This window comes from Streptomyces sp. NBC_00019 (genome assembly GCF_045041015.1).
Taxonomy (GTDB): Bacteria; Actinomycetota; Actinomycetes; order Streptomycetales; family Streptomycetaceae; genus Streptomyces.
The window spans coordinates 4,456,882-4,471,266 of sequence record NZ_CP108302.1 but is presented as its reverse complement, the minus strand read 5'-3'; the positions used below and the strand labels follow the sequence as shown (position 1 = coordinate 4,471,266).

Here is a 14,385-nt window from a genome sequence, read left to right as displayed (position 1 = left end):
TCGATGGCCGACAGGGCTCAGCCGCAGTGCACGTTGTAGTTGACATGCCAGGTTTCGGTGCCTGCATTGCCGCCCCAGTCGATGCACCTGCCTGCGGCGGAGGCGTAGACCGGGCCGGCGTAGTACTTGAAGAAGCCCGCGTCGTACTCGCTGTCCGCCCAGTCGAGGTTGGTGCGGTGCAGCCGCACGCGGGCGTCCAGGAGCATGGTGGTGCCCGGTTTGTCGGAGACGGTGACGACGCAGTTCTTGCCGCTGGAGCTGTTGTAGGTGAGGTAGGCGGTTCCGTCGCCGACGTCCTTCGTGTCGATCACGCTGTAGCCGGATCCGCAGGCGCCGTTGTAGGAGGCCGCCGAGGCGGTGCCGGTGGCGGCGATCGTTCCGGCGACGGTGAGGCCGATGACGGCCGCGGCGGAGCCGAGTCGCTTCAGTTTGAGCATGTTTGGATCCCTGTCGGTGCCCCGTGTGACGGGTGTGGTCAGTTCATGAGCGCCCAGGCCCTTCCGAGGAGAAGGGCCTGGGTCATGGGTGAGTTCAGCCGCAGTGGTTGTAGCCGCTGGCCGGAACCCGGTCCTGGAGCATGTCCGCGCCGCTGGTGCTCCACATGTCGGTCTCGACGGCGATGCAGCGGCCCTTGCCGTAGAACTTGAAGCTCGCGTAGTAGAGGTACTGGCCGTCGTCACCCGGCGAGACGTAGCCGTCCTTGTCTGTCCAGGCATCCGCGGCGATACGCGAACGGACGCCGTAATAGGAGCCCTGTTTCACGGCGGCGACGCAGTTGTACGTGCCGTCCCAGAACAGGTAGGTCTTGGCGTACGTGGTGCCGTTGTAGGTGTTGTTCCAACTGTCGATCTGGGATCCGTTGCAGCCGTAGGTGGCGGCGCTGGCGGCCGGAGCCGTGACCAGTGAGTAGCCGGCGATCGCGGACAGCATCATCGCCAGGGACGTGATGTATCTAGCGGCCTTGCTCTTGAGCTCCAACTTCCCCCCTGGAGCGCTTGTTGCTTCGGTCGTGGTCGAAGAGCGCTCAAGATCCTGTCATGTTCAAGTAACAAATATGACCACGGTGTAAAGCATTGGCCAGAAAATGATCACCTGGCCGAAAGCGCTTTCAGGGGGAGGCTGCTACCAGGTGTAGTCGGGATCGACGTGCATACAGGCCTTGGTGTCCGCGCCGTTGAAGGTGTCGTCCGACTCGGGCAACGAGTCGTCCTCCTTCGCGGCCTCGTACTTCGTCCCCGAGCGCCAGTCCGCACCGACGACCAGCGTGACCCCGGAGACCTCCGTCGACTTCTTCACCGAACTCATCGGGATCCCAAGGGACTTGGCGACCCGCTGGGCGTCGCCCTCCAGGTCGGCGCTCGGATAGCGGACGAGGGTCTTGTCCTCGCTGAGGATCACCGAGGAGTCCGCCTTGGACGCGGTGAAGCCCTTGCCGACGAGCAACTCGGTCACATCGGTGGCGCGTCCGCTCGCTGCCGCCTCCGTACTGGTCCGGGTGCCGTTCTGCACCTGCACGGCGATCTTGCCGTCCGCGGCCGCCGGGTCGTCGGAGGTCTCGTCCTCCGGCGCGGTCTTCTTCTTGTCCTTGCCGTCGAGGGCGATGTCCTCACGGACGAGCCGGAAGACCTTCTCCGCCTCCTCCGGCTTGGGCACCACCCGGTTGCCGTCCGAGGCGTACTGCCACGGCATCGTCGTCATGGTGATGCGCTTCGTGGGGACCTTGCGCAGCTCGTTGCTCAGGTCGTACAGCTTCGTCACCGACCCCAGCCCGTCGTCCACCGTCAGCGCCTCGGTGGCCGTCTCGGCGAGCTTGCGCAGCTTGTTCGGGCTGCTCAGCGTCGCGTTCTCACGCAGCTGGCGGACCATCGAGTTCATGTACTGGTGCTGGGCCTTGGCCCGCGCGATGTCGGTGCTGTCCTCGAAGCCGTACCGGGTGCGCAGCCACTGCAGGGCCTGCTTGCCCTTGATGGGCGTGGTGCCCTCCTTGAGCTTCAGGCCCGAGCCCTTGCCGGAGGAGGTGTGCGAGTGGATATTTGCGTCCACGCAGACGGGTACGCCGCCGATCGCGTCCGCCATCGACACCACGCCCGCGAAGTCGACCATGATGAAGTGGTCGATGTGGATGTCGGTGAGCTTCTCCCAGGTCGCCACCGTGCAGCCGGGGCCGCCCCGGCCCAGCGACTGGTTCGTTATCGCCGAGGTGAGCGCCGGGTAGGCCTTGTCGTCGTCCGGGTCCGTGCACTTCGGGATGCCGACCAGGGTGTCGCGCGGCATGCTGACCACCGACATGTTGGAACGGTCCGCCGACACGTGCAGCAGCATCTGGACGTCCGCCCGCGGCGCGGTGTTGTACGTCTCCTTGGCGCCGCCGAGCTTCTGGTTCTCGGCGGTGTCCCGGGCGTCCGAGCCGATCAACAGGATGTTCAGCGGCGTCTGCCCGGCGGCGTTCGCCTCCGTCTTGGCCGCCCTGTCCTTCTCGTCGCCGATGTTCAGGTCGTCCTTCTTCAGGTTGCCGTTCAGGTGCCGGTAGTAGAGGTATCCGGCGCCCGCGGTGCCGACTATGACCACCGCCAGCACGATCGCCGCCCAGCGCAGGAACCGCCGGCCCCGCCCGCGGTCGCCTCTGCCGCGCCGTCCCCTGCCGTGACCGGCGGGCGGTCTGGGGCCCTGCGGTGTGAGGGACATCGTGTCCTCGACCGCGGGCACCTCTCCGCGCACGCTCTGCGCCAATTCCCTGTCCTCCCCACCCTGCGGACTGCCGAGCCTCCCCAAGCCCGGCGACCGGCCTTTATGCCTCGTCCGCCTGGTCGGAAAGCGTACGCGAGAACTACTGTCGAATGCGGCGTCGAACGCCGATCGAACTCTCGGACGTGAGTACGCTTCATCATTCTGCAGGGAGTTAGGAGTTTGCTGTGGGGTGCGACCTCGGCTCATGCCCGCTGGGCCGCCCCCGTAGATCAGCCGCAGTCGTCGCCCGCGTACTCACCGCGGCCAGTGCCGCGGCGCAGGCCCCACGGGCGGGGCGGTCAGCCGTTCATGGAGTCGATGACGCTGCGTCTGCGGTAAACCCGGGCCATGCGGCCGGTTACAACGGCGCCTGTGGAGACCGGTGTGAGTGATCTGGGGCAGGAGGCGGCGGTCAGTTGCAGCCCATGGCGTTGCTGGTCCACGTGAGCTCTGGTGAGGTGAGGCGGAGGTAGACGCAGGTGCTGGGCGCGTAGACGTACACGGGACCCGCGTACTTCGTGTAGCTGCCCAGGTCCTCGTGCCAGCTGCCACCGGCCGCCCTGATGCCCATGCCGATGCCGCTGGACCTGCCGTAGTCGGTGTTGTTGCTGTCCTTGACGTTGACGGCGCAGTTGTAGCCGGAGGACGGGTTGTAGAGCAGGACGCTCCAGTAGTACTGCTTCGGGATGCCCATGTCGCCGGCGTCGACGGTGATTGTGTACCCGGATCCGCAGACCGATTTCGCCAGGCTCACGACGTCGCTCTTGGTCGACGCACTCGCGTTCGTCGCCAGTGGGGCGACGACGAGGGCCAGTGCCGAGAGTGTGTCCGTGATCGCATCCACCGCACGCTTGACGGGCCGCTGCTGCCCGCCGACGGTTCACCAGCGGTACCGCTTGTACACGTCCATGCACTGACCGCTGTCCGCCCCGTTCATCTCGTCAGCGTTGCTCGGAAGGTCCCCGGCCTTCGGAGAGGACTGCTTCGGATAGGTCGTACCCGAGCGCCAGTCGGCGCCCACAACGACGGTGACACCGGAGACGTCAGGCGATCTTTTCACCGAACTCAGCGGAACACCCAGTGACTTGGCGACCCGCTGGGCGTCGCCCTCCAGGTCCGCGCTCGGGAACTTCACCACGGTCCGGTCCTCGGTGAGCGCCGCCGAGGTGTCTGCCGAGGCCCGGGTGAAGCCCTTCTGCACGAGTACCCCGCTGATCGTCCCCGCCCGCCCGGAGACCGGACCGAGCGTGGTGGACCTCGTCGCGTTCCGCACCAGGACACCGATCTGATCGTCAGCTGCCGCCGGGTCCTTCGAGACCTTCTCCTCGTCCGATTTCTTCTTCTCCGAGGGGGTGCTCTTGTCGTCGAAAGGCACGTCGTCGCGGAGCATCTGCCACATCTTCTCGGCCCCAGCACCGTCCGGCACCAGATGGTTCCGATTCTGGTCGTCCTCGACGGTCGGCAGAGTCGTCATGGTGATCCGGTCCGTCGGCACCGACTTGAGCTGCATGCCCAGGTCGTACAGCTTCTTGACGCTGCCGACCTCCTCGGAGACGGTCAGCGAGTTCGTGGCAGCCTCGGCCAGCTTCATCAGCCGCCCGGTGTCCGTGAATACGTTCTGCTTCTTCAGCGTACGGATCATCGAGTTCATGTACATGTGCTGGGCCTTGGCGCGGCCCAGATCGCTGTAGAAGGCGTGGCGTGTGCGCAGCCACTGCAGCGCCTGCTTGCCCTTGACGTCCTTCCGGCCGGCCGTCATCTTCAAGCCGGAACCTCCGGGCACGCCGGGCATCGGGCGGTCCCACACGTTCTGCTTCACACAGACCTCGACGCCGCCGATGGCGTCCGCCATGCTCACCACGCCCGCGAAGTCGATCGTCATCCAGTGGTCGATGTAGACGCCTGTGAGGTTCTGCCAGGTGGCCAGGGTGCAGCCGGCCCCACCGCGGGCCAGCGACGTGTTGATGATGTCGTTGGTCGCCGGGTATGTGGCGCCCGTCTTCGGGTCCGTGCATTTGGGAATGTCGACGCGGGTGTCCCGCGGGATGCTCACCATCGCGGCACTTTTGCGATCCGCGGACAGGTGGATGAGCATTTGCACGTCGCCCAGTGGCGGGTTGCCGCGGTTGTCCTTGCTGCCACCGAGCTGCACGTTCTCGTCGGAGGCGCGGCTGTCGGAGCCGATGAGAAGAATGTTCAGCGGGGTCTGGCCGGCGGCGTTCGGCGCGGACTTGTTCGCCTTGGAGTCGCCGCTGCTGCGCTTGCCCTTCTCGATGTTGCCGTTGAGGTGCTGGTAATACAGGTAACCGGCGCCCGCCGTGCCCAGTATCAGCACTGCGAGTGTGGTCGCGGACCATCTGAGTACACGATGACCGGGTTGCGGTCGCCGTCTCCCGTGTTGGCCTCGGCCCTTCGGCCCTGCGGTCCCGCCTCCGCCCTCGGACGGGCTGTCGGCCGGACCCCGTCCTAGAGCGGGTCCGACGCCCGAAAACGTCCTTCTCCTCTGCCCCCGCACACTGTTCTGCGGCAACTGTCCCGCCCTCTCCGCCCCACACCTGACATGGCTCTGTCTCGCGTCAAGTCAGACGTGAGACAGAGCCGCTTGGTGCACTCAAGATTCATCATTCTGCGGCCGGGCAGGACTTCCCCCACCCGGCGCGCCCTGAGCACCGCCGTTCGGAATCCCCCGACGTCGACTGTCGGCCTGTGCGGCCGCCGCATCCCGCCCGGGTGGATCGGGGCTCAGCCGCAGTGCACGTCTTCGTAGACGGTCCTGCCGCCGCCGGCCCCCGTGCCGCCGCTCGTGTAGTTGAGCTCGCCGTAGATGTCGATGCAGCTGCCGGCGGCGTAGACGTACAACGGGCCCGCGTAGGAGGTGTAGTTGGAATTGTTCCCGTCGAGCTTCCAGGTGCTGGAACCGCTCTTACGGAGGCCGGCGATGATGTGGTTGGCGCCGCCCACCTCGCCGTCGTTCGCGCGGGTGATGACGCAGTTGTTCCCGTTCGAGCTGTTGTAGTAGACGTCGATGTAGCCGACAGTGGGATTGGGGTACCAGCCGTCCTTGATCGCCCAGGACTTCAGGAAGCCGTAAGAGCTGCCGCAGTAGTTGACCCGGGACATCGCGTCAGCCTGTCCGGCTGAAAGGCCTATCAGTCCGGCCGTCAGCAGTGTGACTGCTCCAGCCGCCGAAGTGATCCGCGTGCGCAACATGCCGCGCAAAGCAACCTCCTAGGAGTTCAAAAGGGTTGATGCGCGATCAGTTAACTCACTCACGGGTCGGCGAGGTGATCAAGGCTGTCATTTGTGACCTTCGCCTCACCTTGGGCGGGGCAGCCGAACGGGCCTGTCACGCGTCCGGTTCGACGTGTGACAGGCCCGTGAGGTCGCGGTCTCTCAACTAGCGCACTTCACCTCGTTCGCCGTGGTCTTGTCGACGTTCGCCGGCGCCGCCGAGGAGTTCATCTTCACTCCGGCGCCCTTGAAGTCCTCGCCCAGCGTCAGCGTCATGGTCGGCAGACCCTGGGAGTTGGTGACGCTCTCGCCCGGCTTCATCGCCGATCCGGACAGCCCCATGATCGCGGCCAGCCTGCGGGCCTGGTCCGCCTGGTCCGGGGCGTACTCGAGGGTCGTCTTCGCCAGCGACTTCTCCGCGTTGCCCGCGTTCTCCGACTTGGACACACCCGCCTCGGTCTGGAGGTAGGTGAGCTCCTCCTGGGCGCTGCCACCCGGAGCCCCGCCGTTGAGGATCCGCACCCGCACCTCGGAGGCGTCCGACTTGGTGCCCTTCAGCCGGGCGGCGACGGCGGCCTTCTCCTTTTTCTCCTTGGCCTTGACCGCGGTGAAGGAGGTGTCACTCTTGATCATGTTGAAGACCTGCGAGGCGTTCGGCTCAAGGGGCACGACGGTCGCCTTGACCACCTCGGCCGGGTTGTCCTTGACCGGGACCGTGGTGAAGGCGATGTTCTTCATCGGCACCTTCTTCAGCTCCAGCGCCACGTCCTTGAGCGTGCTGGCCTTGCCGATGCCCTTGTCGACGGTGAGCGCCTTGGTGGCGGCGTTAGCCAGCTTGATCAGCTTGGTGGGGCTGGTGAGGGTGTCGCCCGAGGTCATCTTCCGCATCAGCGAACTCATGAACTGCTGCTGGACCTTGATGCGGTCCAGGTCGCCCTGGTTGCCGAAGCTGTGCCGGGTGCGGACGAAGGCGAGTGCTTCCTCGCCCTCGATGGTGTGCTTGCCGGCCGACAGGTTCAGATGCGAGTCGGGGTCGTTGACGTTCTTGGCGAGACAGACCTCCACACCGCCCACCGCGCTCGTCAGCGTCTTCACCGCGTCGAAGTCGGCCATCGCGAAGTGGTTCACGTCGATGCCGGTGAGCTCCTCGACCGTCTTCATGGTGCAGCCGGGGTTGCGGCCGTACTGGCCGAGGCTGGTGTTGAAGCGCTTGTTCTGGGTGCCCGGGATGACCTTGGTGGTGTCGTCCTCGGTGACCTCGCAGTCCGGGACATCGACGATCAGGTCCCGCGGGATGCTCATCGCGGTCGCGTTCGTACGGTCCTTGGAGACGTGCAGCAGGATGTTGGTGTCGGCGTGTCCGACGCTCCCCTTGTCGCCGTAGCCCTCGTTGCCCGCGCCGGTCCGCTTGTCGGTGCCGATGATCAGGATGTTGAAGGCCTCGTCCTTGCTGAAGCCGTCATCCGCCACATTGCCGACGTCCTCGGTCGTGACGTTGCCCTCGAGGTGCTTGAGGTACAGATAGGCGGCCCCGGCGGTGCCGACGAGCACGAAGGCCATGACGCCGCCGGTCCACAGCACGACCTTCTTGGCCCTGGACTTCTTCTTGACCGGCCGCCGGCTGCGCCGCCCCGGCAGTGGTTCTTCGGGCGCGCCTCGGCGTCTGCGTGGCGGCGGCACGTCACGGCCGGGCGCCTCGGCAGGCGCCGTACGGCCCGGCGCTGCCGACCGGTTGCGTGTTGCCCCGCCCGCACCGCCGGAGCGGGGAGCGGATCTACGAGGTCCTGGCACCGCTGATTGCGGTGCGGAAGGAGTCAGTCGCAGTTCGTATTCGCCAGTGGTCGGATTGAGTACCCACTGGTCTGCGGGGTCGATGTCGTCCGCCCGCCCACGGCCTTGCGCGTCCACGGTTGTCTGAATCCTCCGTCGGGGCCACGCGGCGCCTTCCCCCTCAAAGGCGCTCGGGTCTCGGTCACACTGTGCCCGACCCCAGGAAGACCTGATGGCCGGATGCACAGGATCGCTCACACTATCCGGCCAGTTCGTCGTCAAGCGACGACGGTGACAAATTCCACGTCCCTACAACTGGTCAATCCGCCCCATTTCCTTGGACACCTGCACGTCGCCTTGGTAATCGCTTTACTAACAGGTGTCCTCGGCGGCGGTGTTTCCGCGGAACGTCGGCGCGGGCGAAACGGCCGCGACGGGCTCATCGGGCCGTTTTGCGCCGGATTTGCCGTCGTAGTGGTCCCGGTACTCGGAGTAGTCGTCGTCGTGCGACTCCCCGCGGGAATCCGCTTCTTCTTGTGGACCGTCGCTCGAATTGGGGCTTTTTGTCGCGGAATCCTGTGGAACTTCCTCGGCGACCGCCACCGGCTGATCCATCCGCAGCCGTTCGAACAGCTTCTCGGCGTCGGCCTGTACGAGTTGGTCGCGATTGGCGTCGTGGGCGTACGACTCCCTGGGGACGGTCAGGAATTGCACACGTTCGGTGGGGATGTCGCGCAACCCGCGAACGAGATCGTACAAACCGCGCAAGTTAGCCAGATCCGGGTCGGTGGTGAGCGACGAGGTCGCCGCGTCCAGCAGGGGATAGAGCTTCACCGGATTCAGCAGGACGTCATTGCTCTGCACCTTGTTGACGAGCGCCGCGAGGAACCGCTGCTGGCGGTCCATCCGGTCGGTGTCGCTGCCGTCGCCGAGCGACTTGCGGGCGCGCACGTACCCGAGGGCCTGCTCGCCGCTGAGTGTCACCCTGCCCGCGGGCAGGTTCAGCTTGGCGGCCTTGTCGTGGATGGGCTCGTCCAGACAGATCCGTACGCCGTCGATCGCGTCGACCATGTCCTTGAAGCCGTGGAAGTCGACGACCACGTGATGGTCGATGCGAACTCCCGTGAGTTTCTCGACGGTTCGGATGGTGCAGGCCGAACCGCCCTTCTGGAAGGCGTAGTTGAACATCGCGAACATCGGCTCGGTCCGGCTGCCGTCCGGCTGCCGGCAGGACGGCACGTCCACCATCAGGTCGCGGGGGAGCGAGACCGCGGTGGCGCTGCGCCGCCCGGCGGCGAGGTGCAACAGGATGGTGGTGTCCGACCGCTCGGTCCCCGAGTCCCGCCCGTAACGCGCGTTGCCGTCCCCGGAGCGTGAGTCCGACCCGATCAGCAGGATGTTCTGCGCGTCCTCGACGAGCGCGGTGGGCCGCTCCTTCTCGTACCGGGCGAGCTCCGCGGCCGCCGCGTTGTCCGGCGTGATGTTGCCGTCCAGCTTCGCGTACACCGCCCACCCGGCCCCCACGGCAGCCAGCACGGTGACGGCCACCCCGACCGCCCCGTACCGCAGCCACCGCCGCCGGCGCCGTCGTATCAGCCCGTTCCCCGTCGCGGATGCCCCCGCTCCCGGACCGAGGGTGCCTGCCGAGGGCGTACCAGCGGTGTCGGTCACGTCCGGATCCACCCCTCATGGCGTACGAGCGTCCAGGCTGCTCCTACGACCATGGCGTGGACGGGAGGGTCAGGGCGGATGGTGGTGGGCCGGATGGGGGAGTGAGGGCACTTTCGAGTGGGCGGCGCGAATGGTGCCCCTAGGGGCACGGGGCGGTGTCAATTTGCGGCTACCGCCGCGTGGGCGCGACCAGCCACGATGTGCCCGCAGACGAACGATCGCCCCGCTCAGCGCGCAGTCGCCGTCACCCGCTCGCTCTCGATCCGCTGGGCCAACGATTCCTCACCCAGCCGCTCCACATGCCGGCACAGCACCACGGACCCGCCCGTGGCCAACGGGGAGTAGAGCCCGGCGCTGAGCCCCTCCCAGGTGTCGTACGGCATCCCCGAGAGCAGCCGCGCACCCGGCCCCGTGAGCCCCAGGCCGGAGGCTTCCGCGGCCGCCCGCTCGACGACCTCGGCGCCGCTGAACTCCCGCCCGGCCACGATGAGCGCCGGCTCCTCGGGGTCGACCGGCGCGAACGGCGCGAAGCGGTCGCCCTGCCCCGGTACCTCGACGGCGTAGTCGGCGAAGCCGTCCGGGGTCTGGGCGAACCGGCCGCCCAGCGGGCGCAGCGCGAGGGCGATGCGCGAGCCGGAGCAGGCCCGGGCGGCGTCCAGCGTGTCCGGGCCGCTCACCACGATGTCGGCGGCCTTGGGATCGCTGGCCACGTCCGCGACCACGCCCACCGACGAGCAGGCCAGCAGCCACACCGCCGTCTGCCAGTGCGCGGGCAGCAGCAGCGCGACCCGGTCGCCGGGCTCCGCGGACAGCTCGCCCTGGAGCAGATTGGCGGTCTTGGCCACCCAATTGGCGAAGGTGGCCACGGACAGTTCGACGCGCTCGCCGGTGGCGTCGTCGTAGAAGGTCACCAGGGGGCGTCCGGCGTCCGCGGCGAGCGCGGAACGCAGCAGGTCGGCAGGGGTGCGGTCGGTGGTGGTCACCCGCGCAAGCGTACGCGGGGGCGGCGCCGCGCAACGAGGGGCGGGGTCGCCGGTTCGGGGGAACGCGCCCCGATGGTCCGTCAATTCCCGAATGGCGGAAATATTCAGCTGTGTTCACGATCGTTGGCATGCGTGGATTCCTTGCTTCTTCGATGGGTGTCACGTGCGCGGCCGCTCTGGCTTTTCCGCCGGGCTCGCCCGCCGCCGCGACCGTCGCGCGCCCGGCGCCGAACGCGGAAGTGTTCGTCCCCGGCAGCACCCAGTCCCTTCCCCTCGCCCCCCTGGGCCGCGACCGAGACCTCGGCCCCACCGCCGAACAGGGCCTGCCGGCCCGCGAGGTGAACCACTTCTCGATGGTCGGCGTCGTCTGGGACAACCCGGACACCGCACTGCACGGCAGCGTCCAGGTACGCACGCGTGCCGCCACGTCCGGCACCTGGTCCGGCTGGCAGGACGTCGAGACGCACTACGGAGACGACGGCGCCGACCCCGGCACGGCCGAGCGCACCTCGGGCCGGGTGCGCGGGGCGACGGCGCCGCTGTGGGTGGGGGACTCGGACGGCGTCGAGGTACGCGTGCGTGCGGGCGCCGAGGAGCGTGCCGCGTCGGCCGGCGCCCTGCCGTCGGGGCTGCGTCTGGAACTCGTGGACCCCGGGGAGGCCGCGGCGCCCGAGGGCCCGCCGGTGAGCGGCCCGCGCGCCGGCTCGATCGGCACCGAGTCCGTCACCGCCTCCGCCGCCAACGCCGACCTCGCCCCCCTCGGCGCCCTGGAGATCCCCGCCCTCGACCGTGCGCGGACCGAACGGGAACTCTTCGCCCTGCGGGACGGCGAACTGACGGAACAGCAGCGGGTCAAGCCGTACATCGGCCCGCGCCCCCGTATCGTCACCCGGCGCGGCTGGGGCGCGAACGAGAGCCTGCGCGAGAGGACCTTCGTCTACACGAAGAAGGTCAAGGCCGCCTTCGTCCACCACACCGCCACCGGGAACAGCTACAAGTGTTCGCAGGCGCCCTCCGTCATTCGCGGTATCTACCGCTACCACGTCCAGAGCATGGGATGGCGTGACATCGGCTACAACTTCCTCGTCGACAAGTGCGGGAAGATCTACGAGGGTCGCGCCGGGGGAGTGGCGAAGCCGGTCCTGGGCGCCCACACGCTCGGTTTCAACACCAACAGCATGGGGATCGCCGTCCTCGGCAGCTTCGGCTCCACCCGTCCCAAAGCCGCCGCCGTGACGGCGATCGCCCGGCTCACGGCGTGGAAGCTCGGTCTCTACGGCGCCAATCCGAGCGGAAAGACATACCTGAAGTCGGGTGGTGGCAATCTCTACCGAAAAGGCAAGAAGGTACGCCTGAACGTGATCTCCGGCCACCGGGACGGCTTCTCCACCGCCTGCCCCGGCAAGGAGCTCTACCGCAAGCTCGGCTCGGCCCGTTCGAGCGCGGCCGACTACCAGGGGCGTTAGGGGAACCGGGGGACCACGTTCAGTCATCTCCACCGCCACCGGGGGCATGGGGCGGAGTACCGCACTGCCGCCGAAAGCGCCGCACAACGGTCTGCATACACTGACCGGTCGAAAGACAGTTCGGCCGGTCACCGGCAGGAAGCGGAGACGACAGGTGACAGAAGCGATCCTCCTGGTCGGCGGCAAGGGCACGAGGCTGCGCCCGCTCACCGTGCACACGCCGAAGCCCATGGTGCGCGCGGCCGGGGTCCCCTTCCTCACACACCAGCTCGCGAGAGCGAGAGCGGCGGGCGTGGACCACATCGTCCTCGCCACGTCCTATCTGGCGGAGGTCTTCGAGCCGTACTTCGGCGACGGCTCGGCACTCGGCCTGCACATCGAGTACGTGACGGAGGACGAGCCGCTGGGCACCGGCGGCGCGATCCGCAACGTGGCGTCCCGACTGCACTCCTCACCGGACGACCCGGTCCTGATCTTCAACGGCGACATCCTGACGGGCCTCGACATCAGGGCGCTGGTGGCGACCCACGAGTCGACGAACGCGGACGTCTCCCTCCACCTGACGAAGGTGACGGACCCCAGGGCGTACGGCCTGGTCCCCACCGACCCGTCGGGCCGGGTGCTGGCCTTCCTGGAGAAGCCGCAGACCCCCGAGGAGATCGTCACCGACCAGATCAACGCGGGCGCCTACGTCTTCCGCCGCTCCCTGATCGACACGATCCCGGCGGGCCGCCCGGTCTCGGTGGAGCGCGAGACGTTCCCCGACCTCCTCGCGGCGGGAGCCCACCTCCAGGGCATGGTCGACTCGACGTACTGGCTGGACCTCGGTACCCCCGCCGCCTTCGTACGAGGCTCCGCGGACCTCGTCCTCGGCCGCGCCCCCTCCCCGGCGGTCCCCGGCCGCTGCGGCGACCGTCTCGTCCTCCCCACGGCACGGGTGGCCGCCGACGCCAAACTGACGGGCGGCACCGTGGTCGGCGAGGGCGCTTTCGTGGCCGAGGGCGCCCGCGTCTTCGGCAGCACGATCCTCCCCGGCGCGGTCATCGAACCGGGCGCGGTCATCACGGACTCCCTGATCGGCACCAGGGCACGCGTGGGTGAGCGCTCGGTCCTCACCGGCACGGTCATCGGCGACGGCGCGGTGGTCGGCGCCGACAACGAACTGCGCGAGGGCGCCCGGGTGTGGTGCGACGCGCGGATCCCGGCGGGCGCGGTGCGCTTCTCCTCGGACCAGTAGGGGCCCGAGGGCTACCGCCCCGATCCCCCTACCCGTGTCTTTCAGCCCGTCTGGGGGTGCCCCCTCTGGGGGAGTTTGAGGACGAGGCCTTTCGGGCCGATGGGGGTCTGGGGGCGCAGCCCTCAGGGACCGGGGCCGCCGTAAGGGCGGCGCCCCTGGAGGATGGGACGGGTAGGGGCGGCGGGGGCGAAAAACGCCTGGGGCCGGCCACCCCCACTCACAGTCGCCCGATGTCCCCCCGCGGCATCCGCGGAGCCCGCCGCGCCGGCGTGCGCCCGCTCAACAGGATCAACCGCGCCGCCCGGTGCCGCTGCCCCGCATACGGCTCCAGCAAGGACAGCATCACAGAGTCGTCCGCGTCCCGGTCCCCGGCCAACGCCCACCCGACGATCCCCGGCAGATGCAGATCCCCCACGGTCACCGCGTCCGCCGCGCCATGGCTGCGCTGCACGACCTCCGCGGACGTCCACGGCCCGATCCCCGGCACGACCTCCAACCGGGCCTGCGCCTCGGCCGGATCCATCGCCATCGCCTGCTCCAGCCGGGCGGCGACCCGGACCGCCCGCAGAATCGTCGACGCTCGCTTGTTGTCGACCCCGGCCCGATGCCACTCCCAGGACGGAATCAACGCCCACGTCCGGGGCGAGGGCATCACGAACAGCCGTCCGCCGGCCGCGGGCCCCGGTGCCGGCTCGCCGTACTTCCGGACCAGCGACCGCCACGCCCGATACGCCTCGTCGGTCGTCACCTTCTGCTCGAGGATCGACGGGATCAGCGACTCCAGCACCAGCCCCGTCCGCGTCAGCCGCAGCCCCGGCCGCCGATGCTGCGCCGAAGCCACCAACCGGTGCCGGGGCGCGAACGCGGACGGATCGTCGGCCGCCCCGAGCAACGACGGCAACCCGTCGAGCAGCCACTCCGCCCCCGGCCCCCACGCCTCCCCGCGCACCTGACCACCGGCCGCGGTGACCCGCAGCGTCCCGGGCCCGGCGGGCGTGAGGCTGGCCCGCCACACCGACCCGTCCGGCACCGCCCGAAACGTCGGATCGGCGGGCCCCCGCCGCAACGGCCCGAGCACCAGCCCCAGATCCAGCGGCCCCTCGGGCACCCACGTCCGCACCCGCCCCGGCGCCGCCACCTGCCGCGGCACACCCCCGGGCACGGCGACATGCCCGCCGCGCACGGTCGTACGCGTGGGCCGCGGAGTGAACCGTCCAGCCACGAATTGAAGTCCCGGGAGAGATGGAGAGGGCCTGCGAGAGTCCTACGAGGGTCCCATCGAGCGTAGAGGTACGTGTGC

12 protein-coding genes are annotated in these 14,385 nt (G+C 68.6%); 2 read left to right on the top strand and 10 right to left on the bottom strand.

Translation table 11 applies throughout. The annotated features are described in order from the left end of the window. Positions 1–17: 17 nt before the first annotated feature. From OHU89_RS20930 to OHU89_RS20890, 9 genes are all read right to left on the bottom strand, one after another. On the bottom strand, positions 18–437 hold the full coding sequence (locus OHU89_RS20930; RefSeq protein ID WP_405644926.1) for a spore-associated protein A: 420 nt from the start codon (positions 435–437) through the stop codon (positions 18–20). A 94-nt stretch (positions 438–531) separates the two neighbouring features. Beyond that, positions 532–978, bottom strand: coding sequence for a hypothetical protein (locus OHU89_RS20925; RefSeq protein ID WP_405644925.1), 447 nt, complete (start codon positions 976–978; stop codon positions 532–534). 144 nt (positions 979–1,122) lie between these two features. Further along, complete coding sequence (locus tag OHU89_RS20920) at positions 1,123–2,685, bottom strand: LCP family protein (protein WP_405654590.1); 1,563 nt, start codon at positions 2,683–2,685, stop codon at positions 1,123–1,125. A 454-nt stretch (positions 2,686–3,139) separates the two neighbouring features. Further along, positions 3,140–3,571, bottom strand: coding sequence for a serine/threonine protein kinase (locus tag OHU89_RS20915; protein WP_405644923.1), 432 nt, complete (start codon positions 3,569–3,571; stop codon positions 3,140–3,142). A gap of 36 nt (positions 3,572–3,607) precedes the next feature. After that, entirely contained in the window at positions 3,608–5,257 is a 1,650-nt protein-coding gene (locus OHU89_RS20910; RefSeq protein WP_405644921.1) for an LCP family protein, read from the bottom strand. A gap of 212 nt (positions 5,258–5,469) precedes the next feature. Next, positions 5,470–5,847, bottom strand: a complete 378-nt coding sequence (locus OHU89_RS20905; RefSeq protein WP_405644919.1) for a spore-associated protein A — start codon at positions 5,845–5,847, stop codon at positions 5,470–5,472. 273 nt (positions 5,848–6,120) lie between these two features. Next, positions 6,121–7,866: an LCP family protein gene (locus tag OHU89_RS20900; RefSeq protein ID WP_405644917.1), complete on the bottom strand. Its 1,746-nt coding sequence runs from the start codon at positions 7,864–7,866 to the stop codon at positions 6,121–6,123. Positions 7,867–8,100: 234 nt separating this feature from the next. Continuing rightward, on the bottom strand, positions 8,101–9,399 hold the full coding sequence (locus OHU89_RS20895; RefSeq protein WP_405644915.1) for an LCP family protein: 1,299 nt from the start codon (positions 9,397–9,399) through the stop codon (positions 8,101–8,103). 227 nt (positions 9,400–9,626) lie between these two features. After that, positions 9,627–10,382, bottom strand: a complete 756-nt coding sequence (locus tag OHU89_RS20890; protein WP_405644913.1) for a TIGR03089 family protein — start codon at positions 10,380–10,382, stop codon at positions 9,627–9,629. Between the two features lie 128 nt (positions 10,383–10,510). On the opposite strand from OHU89_RS20890, the gene OHU89_RS20885 reads away from it, so the two are divergent. Next, positions 10,511–11,848 (top strand): peptidoglycan recognition protein, encoded by a 1,338-nt coding sequence (locus OHU89_RS20885; protein WP_405644911.1) that lies wholly within the window; start codon positions 10,511–10,513, stop codon positions 11,846–11,848. Between the two features lie 154 nt (positions 11,849–12,002). Continuing rightward, a complete protein-coding gene (locus OHU89_RS20880; protein WP_405644910.1) occupies positions 12,003–13,085 on the top strand; it encodes a sugar phosphate nucleotidyltransferase in 1,083 nt (360 codons plus the stop codon). 217 nt (positions 13,086–13,302) lie between these two features. Here OHU89_RS20880 and OHU89_RS20875 read toward each other — a convergent pair whose 3' ends face one another. Further along, positions 13,303–14,307, bottom strand: coding sequence for a DNA-3-methyladenine glycosylase family protein (locus OHU89_RS20875; RefSeq protein WP_405644909.1), 1,005 nt, complete (start codon positions 14,305–14,307; stop codon positions 13,303–13,305). Positions 14,308–14,385 lie beyond the last annotated feature (78 nt).